General features: G+C 64.0%; 17 protein-coding genes. 4 read left to right on the forward strand and 13 right to left on the reverse strand.

The genetic code is table 11. The features are described from left to right. Positions 1-8: 8 nt before the first annotated feature. Entirely contained in the window at positions 9-3,095 is a 3,087-nt protein-coding gene (locus ASD04_RS17610; RefSeq protein WP_056259878.1) for a DEAD/DEAH box helicase, read from the forward strand. Between the two features lie 400 nt (positions 3,096-3,495). On the opposite strand, the gene ASD04_RS17615 is transcribed toward ASD04_RS17610, so the two are convergent. From ASD04_RS17615 to ASD04_RS17660, 10 genes are all read right to left on the reverse strand, one after another. After that, positions 3,496-4,566: a saccharopine dehydrogenase NADP-binding domain-containing protein gene (locus tag ASD04_RS17615; protein ID WP_056259880.1), complete on the reverse strand. Its 1,071-nt coding sequence runs from the start codon at positions 4,564-4,566 to the stop codon at positions 3,496-3,498. A 12-nt stretch (positions 4,567-4,578) separates the two neighbouring features. Next, positions 4,579-5,346, reverse strand: a complete 768-nt coding sequence (locus ASD04_RS17620; RefSeq protein ID WP_056259882.1) for an amino acid ABC transporter ATP-binding protein — start codon at positions 5,344-5,346, stop codon at positions 4,579-4,581. Positions 5,347-5,378: 32 nt separating this feature from the next. Next, positions 5,379-6,044 carry an amino acid ABC transporter permease gene (locus ASD04_RS17625; RefSeq protein WP_056259885.1) on the reverse strand — a complete coding sequence of 222 codons (666 nt, stop codon included), beginning with the start codon at positions 6,042-6,044 and terminating at the stop codon, positions 5,379-5,381. A gap of 52 nt (positions 6,045-6,096) precedes the next feature. Further along, positions 6,097-6,927: a transporter substrate-binding domain-containing protein gene (locus tag ASD04_RS17630; RefSeq protein ID WP_056259887.1), complete on the reverse strand. Its 831-nt coding sequence runs from the start codon at positions 6,925-6,927 to the stop codon at positions 6,097-6,099. A gap of 139 nt (positions 6,928-7,066) precedes the next feature. Then, on the reverse strand, positions 7,067-7,966 hold the full coding sequence (gene dapA / locus ASD04_RS17635) for a 4-hydroxy-tetrahydrodipicolinate synthase (RefSeq protein WP_056259889.1): 900 nt from the start codon (positions 7,964-7,966) through the stop codon (positions 7,067-7,069). Positions 7,967-7,993: 27 nt separating this feature from the next. Continuing rightward, entirely contained in the window at positions 7,994-8,728 is a 735-nt protein-coding gene (locus tag ASD04_RS17640; protein WP_056259891.1) for a dihydrodipicolinate reductase C-terminal domain-containing protein, read from the reverse strand. A gap of 72 nt (positions 8,729-8,800) precedes the next feature. After that, on the reverse strand, positions 8,801-10,192 hold the full coding sequence (locus tag ASD04_RS17645) for an aldehyde dehydrogenase family protein (protein ID WP_200940297.1): 1,392 nt from the start codon (positions 10,190-10,192) through the stop codon (positions 8,801-8,803). Positions 10,193-10,206: 14 nt separating this feature from the next. Continuing rightward, complete coding sequence (locus tag ASD04_RS17650; protein WP_056259895.1) at positions 10,207-11,523, reverse strand: FAD-dependent oxidoreductase; 1,317 nt, start codon at positions 11,521-11,523, stop codon at positions 10,207-10,209. Beyond that, entirely contained in the window at positions 11,520-11,780 is a 261-nt protein-coding gene (locus ASD04_RS17655; RefSeq protein ID WP_056259897.1) for a 2Fe-2S iron-sulfur cluster-binding protein, read from the reverse strand. The genes ASD04_RS17650 and ASD04_RS17655 overlap by 4 nt, the downstream gene beginning before the upstream one ends. Continuing rightward, positions 11,777-12,967 carry an FAD-binding oxidoreductase gene (locus tag ASD04_RS17660; protein ID WP_082531329.1) on the reverse strand — a complete coding sequence of 397 codons (1,191 nt, stop codon included), beginning with the start codon at positions 12,965-12,967 and terminating at the stop codon, positions 11,777-11,779. Before ASD04_RS17660 ends, ASD04_RS17655 begins: the two co-directional genes overlap by 4 nt. 165 nt (positions 12,968-13,132) lie before the next feature. On the opposite strand from ASD04_RS17660, the gene ASD04_RS17665 reads away from it, so the two are divergent. From ASD04_RS17665 to ASD04_RS17675, 3 genes are all read left to right on the forward strand, one after another. Further along, complete coding sequence (locus tag ASD04_RS17665) at positions 13,133-14,032, forward strand: LysR family transcriptional regulator (protein ID WP_056259899.1); 900 nt, start codon at positions 13,133-13,135, stop codon at positions 14,030-14,032. A 66-nt stretch (positions 14,033-14,098) separates the two neighbouring features. Continuing rightward, on the forward strand, positions 14,099-15,028 hold the full coding sequence (locus ASD04_RS17670) for a helix-turn-helix domain-containing protein (RefSeq protein WP_056259901.1): 930 nt from the start codon (positions 14,099-14,101) through the stop codon (positions 15,026-15,028). Positions 15,029-15,325: 297 nt separating this feature from the next. Then, the gene (locus ASD04_RS17675; RefSeq protein WP_056259902.1) at positions 15,326-16,837 is read left to right on the forward strand and encodes an alpha-N-arabinofuranosidase; all 1,512 of its coding nucleotides are present in this window, start codon (positions 15,326-15,328) and stop codon (positions 16,835-16,837) included. 55 nt (positions 16,838-16,892) lie between these two features. Here the strand turns inward: ASD04_RS17675 and ASD04_RS17680 are convergent, their stop codons facing one another. The 3 genes from ASD04_RS17680 to putA form a co-directional block, all read right to left on the reverse strand. Beyond that, positions 16,893-17,411: a GNAT family N-acetyltransferase gene (locus ASD04_RS17680; RefSeq protein WP_056259903.1), complete on the reverse strand. Its 519-nt coding sequence runs from the start codon at positions 17,409-17,411 to the stop codon at positions 16,893-16,895. A gap of 177 nt (positions 17,412-17,588) precedes the next feature. Next, complete coding sequence (locus ASD04_RS17685) at positions 17,589-18,689, reverse strand: Xaa-Pro peptidase family protein (RefSeq protein ID WP_056259904.1); 1,101 nt, start codon at positions 18,687-18,689, stop codon at positions 17,589-17,591. 165 nt (positions 18,690-18,854) lie between these two features. Continuing rightward, on the reverse strand, positions 18,855-22,331 hold the full coding sequence (gene putA / locus ASD04_RS17690) for a bifunctional proline dehydrogenase/L-glutamate gamma-semialdehyde dehydrogenase PutA (protein ID WP_056259905.1): 3,477 nt from the start codon (positions 22,329-22,331) through the stop codon (positions 18,855-18,857). Between the last annotated feature and the right edge of the window lie 66 nt (positions 22,332-22,397).

The raw sequence follows: 22,397 nt of genomic DNA on the forward strand, positions 1-22,397 counted from the left end.
GAAAACCGATGGCTTTTTCGCTGGCCTACGATGCACATTCCGTCTCCCTTCACTTGGAGAGTGGTGGCGGGTTGTTGCAGCGTCTGATCGGACGCAAGCCGCAGGATCTGGGACGGCTTCCGTTGAGTGACCGCGAACTGATTTACGCTGTTGCCGACCTTCGGGCGCTTGCCGATGAGACGGGCGAGACCCTGGAGATTACCGGCCAACAGATCCGCATGTCGCACCGGCTCGCGGCTGCGGTAACGAGCAAAACCGCCGAGGCACTGAACCTTCCGCCAGTCATCGACCTGACTTTCCGCACCGATGTGGAAGGGGTGATTGGGTCGCCCTCTTTCCGGCTGCGCCATGAGTGGACCAAGGCCGGACAGCGACAGCTGCCCAAGCGCACTGGCGCTATCCTGACCACCTCAGACGGCGACCGACGCGTGCCGCTTTGGCTGCTTGAGGCCGTGGAAGTGGCTGAGCAATTCCAGCCGGGCGGTCAGGACGATGCTGCGCATTGGGAGGCGTTGGCACGCTTTCGCCAAGCGCTCGATCCAGGCGTCCGTGTGGCCGGCGCTGACCACACCGCCAAGGTTTCGATGACTGACTTTCTTTCCGGTCTCTCGGTCAATCTGGCGGATCGATTTTCCATCTCGCCCAACGCCGATGGCTCTGATTTCAATGTCGTCCCCTTCTCGGGCAAGACACTAGAACGCGTTGGGATGGAGGAGGCGGCTACTCCGTTTGAGGCACAAGGCGAATTGCAGGATCGCGACCTGCTGACCTTCCAGCAACGAGTGCGCGACCGCGGCGCACTACCTGCATATCGCATCGCTCCTGGAAGCTATCTGGTCATAGATCGCTCAGCATCGCCGGTGCTTGAGGTGATGGCCAAGATGCAGAGAGCGACGCAATCCGAACGACAGAATTTCATTCGCAATCCGCGTCCTGCCATTACTGCGGCCGTCGAGGATGCATTACGGCGTGACGGCAAGCTCGATGGCCTCGACCCTGTTGGCGAAGAGGAGGCCATAGAGGCGATCGCCGGGCCTGCACTGGTGGAAACACATGAATTTTCGGAGCGTGTGGTTGGCATCAAAATCTTCGAAAAGCGAGCGGCCCCGATCGACTTTGAAGCCAGCACATGGATGCCCGAAGATTTCGGCCGCAAGTTTGCAGAGCTACTGGCAGATATGCCCAGCTCGGCGCTGGACGATCTTCGTGTCGCGATTGCGTCGGCGATCGAAAGTGGCGTTGCACAAGTGCAGGTTGACGATCTCGCTGTTCCCGCACGCGCCGAGACCTTGACTACGATCGACAAACATATTGCCGACCGAGCAGACCTCCCAGAACAGGACGGTCTCCCTGATGCCCAGACCAGACCCATTGTTCTTGAGACCGAAGACAATACTGACGAATTGCACTGGATCGCTAACCTAACCCCAAGGGCACCGGCGATCGGCACTTCAGTGCCTACCATTGTAAAGACGGCTCTTAAGCCTCACCAAGTTGATAGTCTGGCTTGGCAAATTGACGCGTGGACTGCCGGGCTTCCGGGCGTGCTCAACGCGGATGAGCAGGGCCTGGGCAAGACGCTACAAACCATCGCCTTCCTCTCTTGGCTTCAAGACAACATGAGGCAGTCTGGCCGCGCGGCCAGTCGGCCAATTCTGGTCGTGGCGCCAACTTCGCTCCTGATTAATTGGGAACAGGAGGTCAGCGGGCACCTGCAGGAGCCAGGCCTTGGTAGCGTTATCCGCCTCTATGGAGCCGGAACTGGATCGCGCAAGGTGACAGGCGCCAGAGGCATGGACATCGACGACGGCGTCGCCAAGCTTGACCTGAGCTCGCTCCACGAAGCGATCGAAGAAGGTCGCGCGCATCGACAGTGGATACTGACAACCTATACGACCCTGACCAACTACCAGCACTCGCTGGCCCAAATTCCCTTTGCTGCTGTGGTCTTCGACGAAATTCAGGCCATCAAAAATCCCTTTAGCATGCGTGCCGAGGCTGCCCGCACGATCAATGCAGATTTCAGAATTGGCCTGACTGGGACACCGATCGAGAACAGCGCGCAGGATTTGTGGGCGATCATGGATCAGCTGACGCCAGGAAGCCTTGATAGCTTGGGCGAATTCCGCCGAGCCTATTCTGAGACCACTCCGCAAAATATGGCTCAGCTGCATTCACGAGTCTTCATGCCTAGCGGTAAAGTGCCCCCTCTGGCACTGAGACGACTAAAGCAGGCTGCCGCCAACGACCTCCCCGAAAAGACGCGCCAATTACATCCGCGCGAAATGCCGCGCCAACAGGCCGAGAGCTATGAGGATGCCAAGCTAAAGCTGGCCCAAGGCGGGCCAGGTGCCGCGCTCAAGATGCTGCATCACATTCGAAGCGTCTCAGTCCATCCCGATCCTCAGGCCATAGCTGCAAATGAAGACATGATCGCCGCCTCGGCCCGGCTGGAAGCTACATTTGATATCCTGCGGACAATCAAAAAGGAGCAGGAGCGCGCGTTAGTTTTCATTGAACACCGACAGATGCAGTACCGCTTCATGGAGCTGGTCAAGGCAGAATTTGGGCTTGCGCGGGTGGATCTGATCAACGGCGACACTCCCATCAAGAAGCGCCAAGAGATCGTCAACCGCTTCCAGATGTATCGCGATGCGCCCGGCTTTGATCTCTTGGTCCTTGGCCCTAAGGCTGCTGGCACCGGATTGACGCTCACTGCGGCAACCCATGTCATCCACCTTTCTCGTTGGTGGAACCCAGCCGTGGAAGAGCAGTGTAACGACCGTGTTCATCGCATTGGGCAGACTCGGCCAGTCAGCGTGCATGTGCCCATGTCCATTCATCCTGGATTTCGTGAGCACTCTTTCGACTGCCTGTTGCATAGCCTCATGCAGCGCAAGCGGCGTTTAGCGACTTCGGCACTTTGGCCCATGGGCGACACCGAGGCTGATGCTAGTGATCTCCAGCGCATGGTGGCGGATGGAGTGACAAGCAGTGGGGGCGATGCAGTCATGTCAGCCATGACCGCAATGTTTCTGAGAGACAACATTCCAGTACCTGCACTTCGAGCCGACGGATCGCTGCCATTCGATTGAGCCACCATGTCACGGCCTCTGGTGCATGGTACCCGGGCATTGAAGCGGTCACTTGACTACAGTGCCGATTGGGTGGAACTTCCACACAGACTGCCACTCAACCTTCCACACAAGCGTTCTGAGACCGAGTTTTTCTTAGTATTTTCAATTACTTACTGTGAGGACTCGTTCTCACATGGAATCCAGGTTCCCCAGCCAGTTCTTTTTTTAAGTGAAATCAGCGACTTAGATGACAGGCCACCCGGTATAGCCGCCTCTTTTGTTGCATTTTGTGCTGCAATCCAATCCCGGTTTTCCGCGCTGTTCCGTCGTCCCCTGCCATCCAAAGTGAATTGGCGACCCAGTATCGTTTCTGGAGTTGGCAGCTTGGTCAGCATTGTCATGCCCGGTCGCAGGCAGGCTAGTTCAGCAACGGCGCCATGAAGCGGTTTTCGCTGATGAGCTTGAAGGGGATGGTTTCGTGGCGGGCGACGCCCCTGCCCTTTATGTGGCCCTGCTCGATCAGGTCGATCATGGTGCAGAGATGGGCCGCCGAGGTGTGACTGAGGGCGGTGACCGGGAACGGGCTGCGCATCGGCTCGTGGTAAATCTTGCGGACATAGGAGCGCTCCGCCGGCACGCCCTGGTGGAAGCCGCGGACGCTGATGAAGATGACCACGACATCCTGAACCACGTCGGGCACGCCGAAGCGGAGCACCGTGCGCAGCATGTCGCGGCGGCGCTTGAGCCCGAGATCCTCGAAGAGGAACCGTGCCAGGGTCAGGTGGCCGGGATAACGGATGGTGCGGAAGCTGAGATTGCGCACCTTGTGCTGGAGGGCGGCGCAGAGGCTGCCCAGGCCGCCGGCTGTGCTGAAGGCCTCGTAGGGGCGGCCATTGAGCACGAAGCTTTCATATTGCTGCAGGGGCGCGGAGCTGACCAGTTGGCCTTCGACAATGCCCTCGCACAGCCCGGTATATTCGGCGATGAGCCCATCGACGTCCCAGGAGAGACCATAGCCGAAACCATTGGACGGATGCACCGGCAGGCCGCCGACCCGGACGACCATGTCAATGGGGCCTTCGAGCGCGTCGACCAGTTCGGCGGCGAGATTGGCGACCAGGCCCGGCGACAGGCCGCAGCCGGGAAGAATCACCTTGCCATGGGCCGAAGCGGCGGCAAGGTCGCTGACCGGGGCAATGTCTTCGGCGGTATCGACATAGTGGACGCCGGCCGCGATGGCCGCCGCCGCAATAGCCGGAGCGAGCCGAGTCGGCGCAGCATTGACGACGATGTCAAAGCCGGCCAGCGCTTCCACGCAGTCCTTGAGGCGGGACGCGTCGAGATGGCGGGTGCGGAAGCCGCGCTGGCCGGCATGATCCAACGCTTCGCCGGTGATGTCGGCGATTTCCGCCTCATGTCCGCCAGAGCCCGCCAGCAAGCCCGCCACCGCCAGGCCGATGCGGCCACCGCCAATGATCAGGACCTTCATGCCACACTCCGATCAGGCGTTGAACCGGCCGAGGAAGGCCTGCAGCCGTTCGCTGGCGGGATTGCGAATGACGCTTTCGGCCGTGCCAAGCTCGGCGATGACGCCGCCATCGATGAAGGCGACGCGATCGGCCACATCGGCGGCGAAGGCCATTTCGTGGGTGACGATGGCCATGGTCATGCCGTCATGCGCCAGGAGCCGGATGACCTGCAGCACTTCGCCCACCAGTTCGGGATCGAGCGCACTGGTCACTTCGTCGAGCAGCAGCACGTCGGGGCGCATGGCGAGGGCGCGGGCGATGGCGACGCGCTGCTTCTGGCCGCCGGAGAGGTGATTGGGATAGGCATCGCGCTTGTCGAGCAGGCCGACCTTGCCGAGCAGTTCCAGCGCCCGTGCCTCGACCTCCTCGCGCGGCTCCTTGAGCACGGCGACGGGACCTTCACAGATGTTCTGCATTACGGTCTTGTGGGGAAAAAGATTGAAGTGCTGGAACACCATGCCGACATGGCGCCGCAACTCGCCGCAACCGATATTGCCGCCGCGCGACTGGAAGCGGTTTTCGACGCGGCGGCCGTTATAGGCGATCTCGCCGGCGGTCGGCACTTCGAGCAGGTTGAGGCAACGGATCAGCGTCGACTTGCCCGAGCCCGAGGGGCCGATAATGGCCAGCACCTCGCCGCGATGCAGATCGAGATCGACGCCCTTGATCACCCGCAGCTTGTTGTAGCTTTTCTCCAGGCCCCGGACGGTCAGGACCGGCTCGACATCGGTCAGAGGCATGGTCGCTTCTCCTGAAATTGCTGGCGCGTCCATCAGTCACTCACCCGCATGCGATGTTCGACATAGTCGGCAGCCTGCGTCATCGGGAACAGGACCACGAAATAGAGCAGGGCGACGACGGTGAAGGCCTCCAGCGGGCGATAGGTCTGCCCGTTGACGACGGCGGCCATGTAGGCCAGTTCACCCACCGAAATCACCGAGATCAGCGAGGTATTCTTGAACTGGATGACCGACTGGTTGATGAAGGAGGGCAGCACCCGCTTGAAGGCCTGCGGGATGACGATGCGCCACATCACCTGCCGGTCGGACATGGCGATGGCCTTGGCCGCCTCGGTCTGGCCCTTGTCGATGGAGAGGATGCCGCCGCGGAAAATCTCCGAATAGAAGGAGCCCGCATAGAGCGACAGGGTCAGCATGGCCGCGACGTAGTTTTCGATGGTGATGCCAAGCAGCAGAGGCAGCGCGTAGTAGAACCACATCAGTTGCACCAGCAGCGGCGTGCAGCGGAACACCTCCTGATAGGCCCGCGACAGACCGCTGATCACCGGGAAGCGGGACAGCCGCCCGAAGCAGATGATCATGCCGATGACGACGCCAACCACGATGGAGCCGAGCGTATAGGCAAAAGTCAGCCACAGCCCCCAGGCGAACAGGTCCCAATACTGCAGGACCGCACTGAAATCCCATTTGTACGGCATCACATATCCTTCAAGAAGTCAGCCGGGGCGAAACCCGCCCCGGCAGTGCGGACTAGCCGCCGAGATCGAAATTGTCGGGCAGGTCATCGAGCCCGATCTCGAACGGCGCCAGGCCGTTGACGATCCAGGTCTGGTTGTTGCCGACGCGGCGATTGTAGTCGGCCCAGGCCGAGATAAAGGACTTGAACTGCTCATCGGCATTGTAGTTGATGCCGATGACCGAGGGCGAGGACAGTACCGGCTGGGGCACATAGACCTGGCCCAGGGCAGCGTTGCGCTTGACCATCACCACCGAGTTCAGCACCGTGTTGACGATGGCATCGGCCTTGCCGCTGGCGACGGCCAGGATGGCCTCGTCGCGGGTCTTGAAGCGCAGCACATTGGCCTTGGGCAGGTATTGCTGGGTGATCAGATCCTGCGAAGAGCCCAAATCCACCGCCAGGGTGATGGCGGGGTCGTTGAGCGACGCCCAGGTGGCCGAAGCCAGTTCGGGCTTGGGCGAGACGATGACGAAGCTGTTGTAGTAGGTCGGAGCGGAGAACGAGATGGCCAAAGCGCGCGCCGGCAGGGCGGTCAACGCCAGGGCGATATCGGCCTTGCCGGACTGCACGTCGAGAATCGAATTGGCCCAGGTGCTCTCGACCACTTCGAGCTCGACGCCCAATGTGGTGGCGATATCGCTGGCCATGTCGATCACGAAGCCGCGCCATTCGCCGGTGCGCGGATCCTTGTTGAAATAGGGATCCTCGTTGAGAATGGCGGGGACGCGCAGCACGCCGCGTTCCTTGATCTGGTCGATGGTGCTCTGCTGGGCGACAGCCGGGGCGGCCGCGAGGCCCATGGCCACGCAGGCGGCGGCAAGTATCGTAATCAGTCGTTTCATCGTGTTCTCCCTCTGAACGATGTTGGCGGAACGGTCATGACGGACCAATCTTTCCGGTCTTCAGAGTGCAGTTGTGTCCCGGTGGCATCAATGCAAACGGACAGTCCGCACTTGTGGCATTTCTTGGAAGAGCAGGCGGTCATTTCTTCGCCCCGGCGAACCGTTCCAATGCGGCGACCAGCGTCGAACGGCTGGCCGGGGCCAGCGGAGCCAGCGGCGCACGCACGGTTCCGGCCATCTGCCGGTCCAGCGCCAGGGCTTCCTTGACCGGCACCGGATTGCTCTCGATGAACATGGCCTTGGACAGGGCGAACAGCCGATCATGCAAAGCCAGCGCCCTGGCGCGGTCGCCGCGATGCCAGGCCGCGACGAGGTCGACCATTTCCCGAGGCGCATAATTGGAGAGTACGCTGGTCACGCCGATGGCGCCAACCGAAAGGAAGGGCAGCGTCAGTGCATCATCGCCCGAATGGAGGATGAAATCGGGGCCGCAGGCATCGCGCAGATCGCTGATGCGCTCGGCCCGGCCACCGGCCTCCTTGATACCGATGATGTTGCGATGCCGCTCGGCCAGGCGGGCCGCGGTATCGGCCGCGATCTCGACGCCGCAGCGACCCGGCACGCTATAGAGCATGATGGGCAGGCCGGTGCCGCGCGCCACGGCGTCATAGTGCCGCTCGAGGCCTTGCTGGCTGGGCCGGTTGTAATAGGGGGTGACGACAAGGCATCCATCGGCCCCGGCGGCTTCGCAGGCGCGGGCGGCCTCTACGGCCTGCGTAGTATTGTTGGACCCGGCGCCGGCGAGCACGAAGGCCCGCCCGCGCGCCAGCGCGACCGTGCGCGCGACCAGCGCCGCCGCCTCGTTTTTCGATAGCGTCGCCGCTTCACCGGTCGTTCCGACCGGGACGAGGCCCTTCACTCCGGCCTCGATCTGGGATTCCACCAGCCGGTCGAAGGCAGGATAGTCGATGCCGTCGTCGTCGAAGGGCGTCACCAGAGCGGTGAATACGCCGGTGAACACATTGGTCAGTTCGTTCATTGTCGCGGCCTTTATCCCGGAAAAATGTCAGATGTCGAAGGCGTCGTAGCGGCCGGGGCCGGCACCGGACTCGACCAGCCGAATGGCCGCGGCCAGCGCACCACGGGCGTAGGCGGCGATGGTCTGCACCGAAAAGGTGAAGCGGATTTCGGAATCGCCCAGATCGAAACGCACCTCGTTGATGCCGACGGTATCGCCGAGGCGGTGAACGTGGATTTCGGGCGCTGGCAGCTCCATGCCGGATGCGCTGGCCTGTGCTTCGCGCACCGTCCGCGCCAGCAAGAGCGAGGTGCCCGACGGAGCCCGCTTCTTGCGCCGATGGTAGGTCTCTTCGATCATGACCCGGGCGCCCGGATGGGCGGCGGCAAACTGGCAGGCATTGCGGGCGAGTGCGGTGAAGCCCAGAGCAAAATTGGCGCCCATCAGAATGGGGCGGTATCGGGCCGCGGCGTCGATCCGGGCCAGGTCGTCGCTCGAAAAGCCGGTGGTGCCGATGATGATCGGGACCGGGCGCTGGCCGGCCATGCGTTGCAGATAAAGACTGCCTGCGGGCGAGGAGAAATCAATGATCGCATCGCAATGGGCATTGATGGCGGCTTCGGCCGGGCGGTATTCGATGACGGTGCTGCCGACCTGGCGGCCGATCCAGGCCGAGCCGGGCGAGACATGCGCGGCCGCCAGTTCCAGCCCCGGATCGGTGAGGATGGCTTCCACGAGACGGGTGCCGACGCGCCCGGAGGCGCCAAAGACTGCAATGCGCATGATTGGCCGCTATCCTTTTGTTTGCGCGTCGGAATCGCCCGAAAACCGCCGCGCACTTTTTGGTCCGACGCCCTAGTCGATCACGACCTTGGTTTCGCTCATTTCGCGCAGGGCGATGCGCACGCCTTCGCGGCCGAGACCGCTTCTCTTGATGCCACCGAAAGGGACGTGCTCGGCCCGGAAATCGGGGCCTTCGTTGATCATCACGCCGCCGACGCGCAATTCGCGCGCGAAGCGCTTGAGCACGGCATGATCGTTGCTGAACACACCGGCCTGCAGGCCATGAGCGCCGGCATTGACCTCGGCAATAGCGGCGCCGACATCGGTGAAGCGCCGGACCGAAATGACCGGGCCGAAGGTTTCCTCGGCAAAAAGAGCGCTGTGGGGCGGAACGTCGGCAATGACGGTGGGCGCCAGCATGGCCCCCTGCCCCGCGCCGCCTACAAGCAGGCGGGCGCCGGAGGCGGTGGCGGCATCGATGCGGGCGCGGACCTGCGTGGCCGATTGCGCGTCGATGACCGGACCCATCTGGGTTTGAGGGTCGAGCGGATCGCCATGGCGGATGGTACGGGCGGCCTCGACCACGGCGTCGAGCATGTCGTCGTGGATATCGGCGTGGAGATAGAGTTTCTTTACGGCGGCGCAGCTCTGGCCGGCGATCTCGTAGCGCTGGGCGATGGCGGTTTGCACCGCTGCCGCGATATCGGCGTCGGGCATGACGAAAAGCGGGTCATTGCCGCCCAGTTCCATGAGGCAGCGGACGAGGCCGGCGGCGTTCTTGAGGGCAAGGCCGGCGGAAGGACCACCGGTGAAGCTCAGAATGTCGACCGGGGCGCGAGCCAGGGCCACGGCTTCGGCGGCGCCGCCATGGACGACCTGGAACAGACCGACGGGGAAGCCGGCCTGGATGGCCAGCTCGGCCAGGCGCTGGGCGGCGAGCGGCGCCTTGGGCGATGGCTTGGCCACTACCCCATTGCCGGCCGCTATGGCGGGTCCGAGCTTGTGGCAGAGAAGATTGAGCGGATAGTTGAATGGCGTGATGGCGCCGACGACGCCTGCGGGCTCATAGGTGATGACGGCCTGCCGGTTGGCGCCGCCGGCCACGATGCCGCAATGCAGCACTTCGCCATCGAGGAAGGTGGCGGCGTCGCCCGACAGTTTCAGGGTGTTCTGCGCGCGCCGCACCTCGTTGCGCGCTTCGGCAATGGTCTTGCCGACCTCGGCGCAGATGAGCCGGGCCAGCGTTTCCGCCTCGCCGGCAATGGCGGCGGCAAGGGCATCGAGCAGGTCGCGGCGCTGCGCCGGCGTCGAGAAGGCGAATTCGGCCTGTGCGGCATGGGCGCTGAACACCGCATCGGCGATGGCGCCGGGGCCGGCCTGGGCGACCTGGCCTACCATGCGTCCGTCATAGGGAGAGGTGACGTCGATGCGGTCACCATCGGATTTTTTGACAAGCTGGGACAATGGGGACACGGCACTCACTCTGATGGACTGGAAGGGGGGAGGTCGACGAAGGCCGAAACCGGGACCGGTTTGACCGGCCAACGGCTGCCGACGATTTCGGCCACTTGCGGGGGCTGGCCATCGCGCTGGCTGGCCACGAATGCAGCCACCCATTCGGCGCAGAAGCGGCCCTGGCAGGCCCCCATTCCGAAGCGGCCATTGAGCTTGATCTCGCGCGCCGAAACCCGGTCACCCGCTGCCAGCATGCCGCGAAGCTGCCCGAGCGTGCGCCCCTCGCAACGGCAGATCACCGTGTCGTCAGGCAGATGCGCCGCATCGCTGCCGGAATAGTCGAACAGCGTATTGAGGGCCGATTGCGTGCGCCGCTCGCGCCGTAGCGTGGCGGCCGCGCCGGCCAAGTCAGGAGCGGCTTGTCCCAGCCTTGCGAGCACGGCCAGCCCGGCCAGGCGGCCATCGGCAATGGCGGCGACCCCGCCCAGCACTTCCCGGCAATCGCCGGCCAGCACGGTGAACGGGCCGTTGGGCGCGGGGGTGGTGCCGTTGCCGTTGGGCAGCAGGCCATCATGCAGAGCCACCCGGTCGACGACCAGCCGCTGTTCGAGGCCGATAGTGTCGACGATGGTGACCGACAGCCGATCACCGGCCGGCACGATCGAGCGCACCGACGCGCCGCGTTGCAGGCGTATGCCAGCTTTTGTCAGCGGCAACAGATAGCCCGCAGCCTCCCAGAGATAGGCGGGAGCCCGGATCAACCCGGCAAGGGCGCGCAAAGATACTGCGCTGGTGCTGCGCTCCAGAACGGCGACAGGCGCCTTGCCGAGCGCGGTCAACTGCGCGGCGACTGCCACGAGCAGCGGGCCCGAGCCGGCGAGCAATACGTCGCCATCGGGTGCCCTTCCGGTCGATTTCATCATCATCTGCAACCCGCCAGCAGTGACGACGCCCGGCAATTGCCAGCCCGGCACGGGGGTTGCGCGTTCAACGCCGCCCAGCGCCAGCACCAGCGCCGCCGGATGCCGGGTGACGATGCGACCGCTGGCGCGATCTTCAAGCAGCACGGCACCGCTGCCTTCGACACCGGCAAACATGTGCCGGCAGAGGACCGTCACCGGGCTCGCCGCAAGGGCCTCGGCGAGGGCCTGCCAACGCTGTCGCTGCGCCTTGGGCACGCGAACGCGCCTTGACGGATCGTCGGGTTGGCGATGGATGGCGCCGCCGAGCCGGGGGCCCTGCTCGCAGAGCGTTACCTTGAGGCCGCCGCGCGCCATTTCCAGCGCCGCCGCAACGCCGGCCGGGCCACCGCCGATAACGAGAACTTCCCTATCGCTCATAGCGACACCGACGCGATACGCTCGACCTGCAGGCCAATGCGGGCTGGGGTGAGACAGGCTTCCATTCGGGTGCCATCGACCGAGACGGTGCAGGCCTGACAGGTGCCGATGCCGCAGAAATAACGGCCGGTGCTGTTGCCCTGCCCTGCGCCGAGCGTGCGGATGCCGGCGCGATCGAGCGCCATGGCGATGGTTTCGTTGCTATCGAAGGGGATTGCCTTGCCGTCGAACAAGAATGCCTGGCTGGTACTGGTCATGCCGCATCCGCCAGTTTCAGGCCGAAACGGTCGGCACCGAGGGCGGAGATATCCTGGTCTGCCGGCCGGCCGCAGATCATCTGCTGGCACAGGTGTCCCATCAGCGGACCCAGGCAGATGCCATCGCCCTCGAACCCGGTGGCGACCCAAACATTGTCGGCGCCCCCGACGCGACCGACGATCGGCATGCCATCGCGCGTCGCGGCGCGGACGCCGGCAAAGACCCTGATAACCCGAAGCCGGGCAAGCGAGGGGGAGAGCGCCACGGCGTCACGCAGCAGGCTGGCGACGGTATCGGCATCGGCCGTGTCCTTGTCGTCGCGGTCTTCGCGCGAACCGCCAATGAGGAACTGGCCCGTCCTCAGGGGATCGACGACGAGGCCGAGCGAACGGGATTCGGGCAGCTTGCCGGCCGGATGGCTGCCCTTGCTGACCAAGTAGCGGCATGACATCAGCGGTCCGGGAAAGCGCGGCGTATCCCTGCCGGCCCGGTCGGTGACGATCAACTGCCCCTTGCGCGGGCGGATCAGGCCGGAGCCCGCGAGAAAATCCATCGACCCGAGCCCGGCTGCCAGCAGCACGGCATCGGCCGGCTCGACACCCTGTTCGGTCACCACGCCGCTGACGCTGCCGCCGGATTGGCGCAGGCCGACAATCCGGCAGTGCCGCCTGATGGTGAAGCCGCCAAGCCGGCGCAACCGCTCGACGACGCGGTAGCCCACGGCATGGCCTTCGCCTTGCACCTCCACCGCCGCCAGCGCCGAGGGTGCCGCGGCGCCGACCGTTTCGGCAAGGGATTGGCCCTTGAGCAGACGCACCGGCACGCCGGCGGCTTCAAGCTGGGCAGACTGGCTCTCGAGCACGTCCAGTTCGTCGGATTGCGAGGCGATCATGAAGGTCGAGCGGGAGATGAATTCGTCCACCAGCACCCCGGTTTCCGCCAGGTGTTCGTAGAACCGGACGGCCGCGACGGCCAGGGTCATCAGCGGGCCCGGCTTCTTGCTGGCCACGGAAACCGCACCGTCGGCAGAACCGGTGGCGCCCGATGCCACGACGCCGGAATCATAGACCGTGACCCGCCAGCCGGCCCGCGACAGGAAATGAGCCGCGGACATGCCGACGATGCCGGCGCCGATGATGGCTACAGACCCTGGGGAACGAGGCGAAACGCTTGTCGATTGAGGCATTCGGGAACACGAGCTGAACGAGGTCCTGCACAATGGTCCGGGGGCGAGGAAAGCGTCGATACAAATGAAACGGGGGTGAAGCGCAGCATTTTTGTAGACCTTTTGGCCTGCCTCGGCTTGCCCGGCTGCGGGCGGCCTCTATGATCTGCGCCAGGAGCCTGACCCATGGCCGAAATCAACCTGACGCTGATCCAGACCTTCTACCTCGTGGCGAGGCATGGATCCTATTCGGCCGCGGCACGCGAGCTGAACCTGAGCTACCAATCGGCCGCCAATCATGTGCGGCGGCTGGAACAGCAAATGCATGAGCGGCTGGTGGAATCCGACCAGGGCGCCAAGAAAATCCGCCTGACGCCGCGCGGGGTTGCTCTCTACAACCTGCTCCATCCGGAGCTGGAAATCATGCTGGAGCGGCTGTCGCTGGTGGTAGCCAGCCAGCGCCCGGTGCTGCGCATCGGCCTGCCGCAGGCGATTTTTTACTATCTGCTGCCTGCCGTGCTGGCCGAGTTCCATGCGCAGTTCCCCAATGTCGAGGTGATCGCCTATGAACGCGACACCTCGCTCGCCGAACTGGTCAAGAACGGCAGTCTCGATGTCTGCATCAACGAGCGGTTCTTCGGCGATCCGGTGGTGCCGCAGAGCCTGCTCGGAACCTATCATCTCAACCTGGTCTATCCGCGAAGCTGGGGCCCACCGCCGCGGGCGGCCGACATTCCGGAATGGTCGCGCGGACGGCCGCTCGTCACCTATGAGCCGGGGCAGACGCTGCGCAACATGGCCATGGATTTCCTGGCCAAAGGGGGCGGCCAGACCGAGGCCTCGACCTCGGCCTCGGGCAGTTCAAGCCTTAAGAAATGCGTGGAGAGCGGGCTGGGCTTCGCCATCATACCGGCCTGGTGCGTCGGCCCCGAGGACGATGACCTGGTGCAGGTCAAGATCGACGTCATTCCGCCGGTGAAGGTCTATTTCGGGCAGGCGCTGTTCATGGCCAAGAATGTCTATGTGCGGGCGCTGCAGGACCAGTGCCGGCTCAGCCTGATCGGTTCGGCGCTGGAAGCGTCGTAGCTGCCCGGTTGATTGTATCAGGAATGTTGATAGGCATTACTGAAACGAAATCATCCTGGATCGCCCATGAGCCGCAATTTCCTCGTCATCGACCCCGAAGACGGCATCGACGTGCTCAAGGGACTGGCTTCGCCGGTCAGGGTGAGCATCCTCAAGCTGCTGCATATGCAGGGGCCGATGAACGGCAATGACATTGCCCGGCATCTGGCGCTGCCGCAGTCGACCGTATCGACCAATATCCAAATCCTGGAAAGTGCCGGGCTGATCCGCACCGAGACGCAGAAGGCGCGCAAGGGCAGCCAGAAAATCTGCCATTCGCTGTTCGACGAAGTGCTGGTGACGTTCAAGGACGACGTCAAGCCCTTGAAATCGAACACGATCGAGGTGGCGATGCCGATCGGGCTTTATACGAGCTGCGCGGTATCGGCACCGTGCGGGCTGTGCTCGGCCGATGGGATAATCGGCCTGCTGGACGTGCCGGACACGTTTCTCGATCCGGACCGGATGAAGGCCGGGCTGATCTGGTTCACGCGGGGCTATGTGGAATACCAGTTTCCCAACAATGCCAGGCTGAGCCAGAACACGATCGAGACGATGGAATTCTCGATGGAGCTGAGCAGCGAAGTGCCCGGAACCTCGGCGGACTGGCCGAGCGATATCACGCTATCGGTCAACGGCACCGAAATCGGCACCTGGATGAGCCCCGGCGATTTCGGGGACAAGCGCGGAGTCTATACGCCGGACTGGTGGAAGCTGCGGGGCAGCCAATATGGCAAGCTCAAGAGCTGGCGGGTGACGCAAGATGGCAGCTATGTCGACGGGGTCAGGATTTCGCCGGTCTCGCTGGTGGATCTGGACCTCGGCAACCATCACTCGATCCGGTTGCGGATCGGGGTGAAGGATGATGCTAAACATCCGGGGGGCATCAATATTTTCGGGCGCGGGTTTGGCAATTACGACCAGGAGATCATCATGCGGCTGGAGACGGAGCGGTAGGGAAGCGGTAGCTTACGCGATGTCATTCCGGCGAAGGCCGGAATCCATCCTGAGGTCTAGTCACACCCAGCGGAAGCTGAACTATCTCAAGATGGATTCCGGCCTTCGCCGGAATGACATCGTGGTGGAGCTACCAATTGTAAGCCCTGCCCCTCAAGGGGGAGGGTGGGGAAAGAGCGAATAGTTTGTGGGCGGTCGATCGCAAAAGTCATATTTATTCTTGCGCCACCCTGACGGCCTCGTTTAAAACTGTATAACTGATATAAATCAGAACATTGGGATTGGTTGGAGGACAAGGTGAAGGCATCGGTCGTCGCGCACAGGGATTTCACGATCAGCAAGATCGACGACCGGGTCTATGGAGCCTTTCTCGAACATCTGGGACGGGCCATCTACGAAGGCATCTATGAGCCCGACCACCCCACCGCCGACGAAAACGGCATGCGCGGGGATGTGGCCAAGCTGGTCAGGGATATCAATATACCCGTGGTTCGCTACCCCGGGGGTAACTTCGTTTCCGCCTATAACTGGGAGGACGGCATCGGGCCGCGCGAGCAGCGTCCGACGCGGCTCGACCTGGCCTGGCATACGTCCGAGAGCAACGCGGTGGGCGTGCATGAATTCGCCGACTGGTGCGCCAGTGTCGGCACCCAGATGATGCTGGCGGTCAATCTGGGTTCACGCGGGGTCGATGAGGCCCGCAATTTCCTCGAATATGTGAACCATCCCGGCGGCAGCTACTGGAGCGACCTGCGCATCCGGAACGGCCGCAAGGAACCCTGGAACGTCAAAATGTGGTGCCTGGGCAACGAGATGGACGGGCCCTGGCAGGTCGGCCACAAGGATGCGGCCGAATATGGCAAGCTGGCCGCCAACACGGCGCGGGCCATGCGCATGTTCGATAAATCGCTGGAACTGATCGTCTGCGGATCGTCCAATTCGGACATGGCGAGCTATCCCGACTGGGAGCGGATCGTGCTGGAGCATACCTATGATCATGTCGATCATATCAGCCTGCACATGTATTTCGCCAATCGCGAGAAGAACACGGCCAACTATCTGGCGCTGAACCATAAACTGGATCGCTATATCGAGACGGTGGCCTCCACCATCCTGCAGGTGAAGGCCAAGCGGAAGAGCAAGCGCGACGTCACCATTTCGTTCGACGAGTGGAATGTCTGGTACCACTCCAACAAGCAGGACCGGGCCATTCTAGACGGCAATGGCGGCTGGCCGCATGCGCCGGGGCTTTTGGAAGACATCTACAATTTCGAAGACGTGCTGATGGTGGGGCTGATCCTCAACACCTTCATCCGCCGCTCGGATGTGGTGAAGATCGCCTGCATCGCGCAGCTGGTGAATGTGATCGCCCCCATCATGACGGAAAAGGGCGGGCCGGCCTGGGCGCAGACGATCTACTATCCGTACTATTTCGCTTCGCGCTTCGGGCGCGGTACAGCATTGAATCTCATCGTCAATTCGCCGGGCTATGACAGCCTGCACCAGGACGATACGCCCTATGTGGACGTATCAGGGGTGCATGACGAGGCCGAAGGCGTGCTGAGCTTTTTCCTGGTCAACCGGCATGGCACGGAGGCCATCGATGTGGCGGTGAGCCTGCAAGGGTTTGCCGGGGATAAGGTGATCGACCACCAGGTGATGACCCATGGAGACCTGGAGGCGGTGAATACGGCGCGGAACCAGGCGGAAGTGGCGCCGCGCAAGGGCTCCGGCGCCCGGCTGGAGGGTGGATCGCTGAGCGTGACGCTGCCGCCCTACTCGTACCAGATGGTGCGGGTGAAGGTCTGAATCGGGTTCACGCATGGCCGAATAGGTTAGCAGACTGTTAGCATTTGGCGGGTGGTCACGCGCCCCTGCGACGCTCGAACAGGAGCGTCGCATGATCCTTGTAGGTGGTGCCGGCATATTGGGCATAGCCGAGCTTGCCGGCCAGGCTGAGCGAGGCGGTATTGGCGGGATCGATCATGCAGACGGTGCGGGGCATGGACTGGTCTGCCCAGGCGAGGATGGCGGCAAGGGCCTCGTAGGCGAGACCCTTGCCCTGATAGTGCGGCAGCATGGCCCAGCCGGCTTCCGGCGTATCGCCGAAGGACGGCATGATCTCGCGGTGGAAATCGGCGAGGCCGAATTCGCCGACGACGGCCCCAGTGTCGCGGGTGGTAGCAAAGAAATAGCCATAGCCGAGCAATTGCCAATGACCGGCATAGCGCAGGATGCGCGACCAGACTTCCTCGCGCGTACTGGGACGGCCGCCGATGAAGCGGGTGACTTCAGGGTCGGCCCAGAGGGTGCAGCAGGCGGGGAAGTCGGCCGCGGTGTGGGCGCGGAGGATGAGGCGGGGCGTGATGAGCGTTGGGGGCATTGAGGCCTCGGATCGTGGATCAGTCGCAATGTCATCCCGGCCTTGAGCCGGGATCCATCCTGAGATGGCCGTCTTGCCGCCAGATGCCGAGCGATGGACCTTGCGGCTGTAGCTAAATCTCGGGATGGGCCCCGGCTCAAGGCCGGGGTGACACCGAGAGTGTGGAGAGCGTTGTGACTAGCCGCCGACTACGGCCGTTCTGGGCATTTCGGACAGCACCTCGGCCATCCCGTTGCGGATGATGACGATTTCCTCGAGGCGGAGGCCGAACTGGCCTTGCAGGTAGATGCCGGGCTCGATGGAAAAGACCATGCCGTCTTCCAGCACAGTATCTGACGTGGCGGTGATGTAGGGGGTCTCGTGAATGTCGATGCCCAGGCCGTGGCCGGTGCGATGCAGGAAGTTGGGGCCGTAGCCGGCCGCGGTGATGACATCGCGGGCGGCCTTGTCGACGTCGCTGGCCCTGACGCCGGGCCTGGCGGCCTTGATGGCCGCATCGACGGCGCGATCGAGGATGGAGTGAATCTGGCCGAAACCTTCGGGAGCGGAGCCGAGGAAGCCGACGCGCGTCATGTCGGAGGGATAGCCGTGGATGCGGGCGCCGGTATCGATGAGCACGGCGTCGCCGGGCTTGAGCTGGGTATCGCCCGTGTGGTGATGCGGGAAGGCGCCATTGGGGCCGAAGCAGACCGAGCAGAATTCGGTGGTGGCGCCATGGGCCTTGTAGAAGGCGCGGATGGCGGCGGCGACTTCGCGCTCGGTTATGCCGGGGCGCAAGGCGGCAAAGCCGGCCGCCATGGCGGCATCGTTGAGCACGGCCGACCGCTTGAGGGCGTCGTATTCATCCGCGTCCTTGCGGGAGCGGAGATAGCCGACCGTATCCTGGGTGAAGCGCCGGTGGGCGCCGGGGAGCGCGTCGATGACCAGCAGGGCGAAATCGGCGCGCATGGTTTCATCGAGCACGATGGAGGGGCTGATGCGCGGCACGCCCGATGCGTCGAGCAGGGCTTCGAGCGCCGCATGAGGACCATCGGCATCGGCCCACGGAAAGAAGGGCAGATCGGTGTGCTGGCGGGCGCTATCGACATTGAGCGCGGGCATAAGCAGGCCGGCATAGCTGGGCGAGACCATGAGCAGAACGGGGCGCTCATCGCCATGCGGCGAGAGATCGGCCAGGTAGAGCATGTGGCTGGAAGGGCCGATGACGACGAGGTCGGTCCTGGTCGCGGCCATGCGGGCGCGAAGGTTGGCCATGCGGGTGGTGAGAGTGGGGTTCATGATGGGCTCAAACTGGACTGGTTGAAGGTTCTATCACGAGGGCAGGCTCGCGAAAGCGGAACCTCTGTTTCACTATGCCGTATCGTAAGGGAGATTCCCGCTTGCGCGGGAATGACCCGGTGAAATCGGCATAATTGCGCCCGATGAGCTGAATGTCGATTGGCCCTATCCCGCCCGCGCCATGAGGTTGGCATTGCCGCCGGCTGCGGTGGTGTCGATGCAGACGTGGCGCTCGACCAGCAGGCGGGCGCCCTGCCCGGGCGCGGTGATGAGCGGCAGGATGGCGCCGGTGCGGGCGCTGAGGGCGATGCGGATGGCGCGGAGATTGGCGTCGTCGGCGAAATAAGCCGCCGCGTCGAAGGTCGGGGCATTGGTCAGGGTGTCGAGGTCGAGATCGGCCAGGATGGCGGTATTGCCTGACAGAGCGGCCATCGTGGCCTGTTCCTGCTGGTCGGACGGCGTGGGGCCGAGGCAGAGGAGCGTGCCGCGGGGGGCGGTGTGCATGATGTTGCTTTCGCCGGTGGGACCGGGAAGCGGCAGCGGCGCTGTCTGGGCAAGGCCGTGGCCCAAGGTGAAGCGCGGCAGGTAATGCGGGCCGCCGGCCTTGGGGCCGGTGCCGGACAGGCCCTCGCCGCCGAAGGGCTGGGAGCCGACGACGGCGCCGATCTGGTTGCGGTTGATATAGATATTACCGGCGCGGACGGTCGACGAGACCTGGCGGACGCGGGAGGAAATGCGGGTGTGAAGGCCGAAGGTCAGGCCATAGCCCGAAGCGTTGACGGCGGCGATGACCGAATCCAGTTCGTCGGCCTTGAAGGTGGCGACGTGGAGGACGGGGCCGAAGATTTCTTCGGTGAGGTCGGCAATGCCGGTGATGCGCAGGACCGTGGGCAGGACGAAGGTGCCCGACCCCAGCGTGCCCGAACCTCGTGGTTCGAGGCTCGCAAGGGCTCGCGCCTCACCATGAGGTTCTCTGGGTTTTTGGTGGTTGTTCAAGCGATGAATCAGATTCCCGTTTTTCTCGTAAGTATCGATGTGGGCCTGGATTTTTGATCTGGCGGCTTCGTCGATGACGGGGCCGATATCGGTGGCGAGGTGCCAGGGATTGCCCATGGTCAGCTCGTCCATGGCGCCCTTGAGCATTTCCAGGGTGCGCGCGGCGGCGTCTTCCTGGACGTAGAGGACGCGGAGGGCGGAGCAGCGCTGGCCGGCGGACTGGAAGGCGGAGGCGAGGATGTCGCGCACGGCCTGTTCGGGGAGCGCGGTGGAATCCACGATCATGGCGTTGAGGCCGCCGGTTTCGGCGATGAGGGGCGCCGTGGGCGCCAGGTTGCCGGCCATGGCGCAGTCGATCTTGCGGGCGGTGGGCAGCGAGCCGGTGAAGACGACGCCCGCAATGCGCGGATCGGCGGTGAGTGCGGTGCCGACTTCGGCAGCGCCGGGGAGGAGCTGGATGGCGTCGGTGGGGATGCCGGCCCGGTGCATGAGCTGGACGGCGCGGAAGGCGATGAGCGGGGTCTGCGGGGCCGGCTTGGCGAGAACGGGATTGCCAGCGACCAGGGCGGCGGCGATCTGGCCGGTGAAGATGGCGAGCGGGAAATTCCACGGCGAGATGGCGGCGATGGGGCCGCGTGGCGGGGCGAGAGGTTGGGCCTCTGCCTCGGCAGCGTAGTAGCGGAGGAAATCGACGGCTTCGCGGATTTCGGCCACGGCATCGGCCCAGGTCTTGCCGGCCTCGCGGGCGAGGAGGGCGAAGAGTTCGGGGCGGTTGGCTTCGTAGAGCTCGGCGGTGGTGCGGAGGAGATTGGCGCGAGTGGCGACGGGGGTGGAGGCCCAGGAGGAGGCGGAGGCGGCTGATATGGCGGACTGCACATCCTCAGCCGTCGCCTCCTCGACTGTGCCGAGAATGTCGGTGGGGTTGGCTGGGTTCAGGAGCGAAGAGGAAGGCCCCCTCACCCGGCGCTTCGCGCCGACCTCTCCCCCAGAGGGAGAGGTGAAGAGGGGTTCGGCGTGCCATTGGGTGATGGCGAAGGCGGCTCGGGCGGATTCCATGGCAGGGAAGGCGATGGGGTCGGTTAGGTCGAGGCCGGTAGAGTTCTGGCGGGGGGCGAAGATGGACGAGGGGGATGGGATGGCTGGGTTGGGGATCGGGTCGAGAGCGAGGATCCTGGCTATCGGGTCTTCCGCCACGACGCTGGCCGGGATGGCTTCGTCGGCGATCTGGTAAACGAAGGAGCCGTTGGCGCCGTTTTCGAGAAGGCGACGGACGAGATAGGCGAGGAGATCCTTGTGGGCGCCGACCGGGGCGTAGATGCGGGTGCGGGTGCCCGATGTGGTGCGCAGGACGTCGTGCAGGCGCTCGCCCATGCCGTGGAGGCGCTGGAATTCGTAGGTGTCGGGGGCCCTGCCCGCTTCGGCCGCCAGGTGGAGGACGGCGGAGGCCGTGTGGGCGTTGTGGGTGGCGAATTGGGGATAGATGCTCGATGCGGCCAGGAGCTTTCTGGTGGCGGCGATATAGCTGATGTCGGTGGAGGCCTTACGGGTGAAGACCGGGTAGCCCGGCAGGCCGAGCACCTGGGCGCGCTTGATTTCGGCATCCCAATAGGCGCCCTTGACCAGGCGGACCATGATGCGGCGGGAGAGGGATTTTGCCGTGGCGTCAAGCCAGTCGATCAGGGGGAGGACGCGCTTGCCATAGGCCTGGACCACGACGCCGAAGCCGTCCCAGCCTGCCAGATCCGGGGTGGCGAGGACCTGGGCGATGATGTCGAGGGAGAGATCGAGGCGGTCGGCCTCTTCGGCGTCGATGTTAAAGCCCATATTGGCGGCCTTGGCTGACAGGGCCAATTGACGAGTCAGATCAACCAGTTCGGCGATGACGCGGTGGCGCTGGGCGAACTCGTAGCGCGGGTGGAGGGCGGAGAGTTTGACGGAAATGCCGGGATTGTCGCGGACGGATGTGGCCGTGCAATGAGGGGCCAGGGTAGCGATGGCGCGGCCATAGGCGGCGAAATAACGGGACGCGTCGGCGGCGGTGCGGGCGGCTTCGCCGAGCATGTCGTAGGAATAGCGGTAGCCCTGGGCTTCGGGCTTGCGGGCATTGACGATGGCCTCGTCTATGGTGCGGCCGAAGACGAACTGGGAGCCCAGCAGGCGCATGGCCTGGGCGACGGCGGTGCGGATGACCGGTTCGCCGAGGCGGGCTATGGCGCGGTGCAGGGCGTTGCGGGGGCCGATTTCGGGATCGCCGAGCACATCGGCGGTGAGGCTGAGCGCCCAGGAGGAGAAGTTGACCAGTTGATTGGACGAGGCGCCGAAATGGGTGGTCCAGTCGGAACCGCCGACCTTGTCGTGGATGAGGGCGTCTACCGTCTCGGCATCGGGCACGCGGAGCAGCGCTTCGGCCAGGGACATGAGAGCAACGCCCTCGTCGGTGGCGAGGCCGTATTCGGCGAGGAAGGACTCCATCAGGCCGAGCCGGTTGCCCTGGCGGACGGTGGAGACGAGGGCTTCGGCATGGGCGGAGATGGCGGTGCGGGCGTCGGGGTCGAGGCCGGTGGCGGTGATGAGGCCGTGGACGAGCGTGGACTCGTCGGCGAGGTTGTGGGCGCGGAGGGTTTGGCGGATTTCGGTTACGGACATGGGAACCTTCCTTCGCTTCCTCACCCACCGGGTCATTCCGGCGAAGGCCGGAATCCATCCTGAGAT

It is taken from the genome of Devosia sp. Root436 (assembly GCF_001426345.1).
GTDB lineage: Bacteria > Pseudomonadota > Alphaproteobacteria > Rhizobiales > Devosiaceae > Devosia.

What these genes read in the sequence shown, in the direction of transcription:
- ASD04_RS17610 (WP_056259878.1), top strand. Translation starts at nt 9, where the DNA reads ATGGCTTTTTCGCTGGCCTACGATGCACATTCCGTCTCCCTTCACTTG.
- ASD04_RS17615 (WP_056259880.1), bottom strand. Translation starts at nt 4,566, where the DNA reads ATGAAGGTCCTGATCATTGGCGGTGGCCGCATCGGCCTGGCGGTGGCG.
- ASD04_RS17620 (WP_056259882.1), bottom strand. Translation starts at nt 5,346, where the DNA reads ATGCCTCTGACCGATGTCGAGCCGGTCCTGACCGTCCGGGGCCTGGAG.
- ASD04_RS17625 (WP_056259885.1), bottom strand. Translation starts at nt 6,044, where the DNA reads ATGCCGTACAAATGGGATTTCAGTGCGGTCCTGCAGTATTGGGACCTG.
- ASD04_RS17630 (WP_056259887.1), bottom strand. Translation starts at nt 6,927, where the DNA reads ATGAAACGACTGATTACGATACTTGCCGCCGCCTGCGTGGCCATGGGC.
- dapA (WP_056259889.1), bottom strand. Translation starts at nt 7,966, where the DNA reads ATGAACGAACTGACCAATGTGTTCACCGGCGTATTCACCGCTCTGGTG.
- ASD04_RS17640 (WP_056259891.1), bottom strand. Translation starts at nt 8,728, where the DNA reads ATGCGCATTGCAGTCTTTGGCGCCTCCGGGCGCGTCGGCACCCGTCTC.
- ASD04_RS17650 (WP_056259895.1), bottom strand. Translation starts at nt 11,523, where the DNA reads ATGAGCGATAGGGAAGTTCTCGTTATCGGCGGTGGCCCGGCCGGCGTT.
- ASD04_RS17655 (WP_056259897.1), bottom strand. Translation starts at nt 11,780, where the DNA reads ATGACCAGTACCAGCCAGGCATTCTTGTTCGACGGCAAGGCAATCCCC.
- ASD04_RS17660 (WP_082531329.1), bottom strand. Translation starts at nt 12,967, where the DNA reads ATGCCTCAATCGACAAGCGTTTCGCCTCGTTCCCCAGGGTCTGTAGCC.
- ASD04_RS17665 (WP_056259899.1), top strand. Translation starts at nt 13,133, where the DNA reads ATGGCCGAAATCAACCTGACGCTGATCCAGACCTTCTACCTCGTGGCG.
- ASD04_RS17670 (WP_056259901.1), top strand. Translation starts at nt 14,099, where the DNA reads ATGAGCCGCAATTTCCTCGTCATCGACCCCGAAGACGGCATCGACGTG.
- ASD04_RS17680 (WP_056259903.1), bottom strand. Translation starts at nt 17,411, where the DNA reads ATGCCCCCAACGCTCATCACGCCCCGCCTCATCCTCCGCGCCCACACC.
- ASD04_RS17685 (WP_056259904.1), bottom strand. Translation starts at nt 18,689, where the DNA reads ATGAACCCCACTCTCACCACCCGCATGGCCAACCTTCGCGCCCGCATG.
- putA (WP_056259905.1), bottom strand. Translation starts at nt 22,331, where the DNA reads ATGTCCGTAACCGAAATCCGCCAAACCCTCCGCGCCCACAACCTCGCC.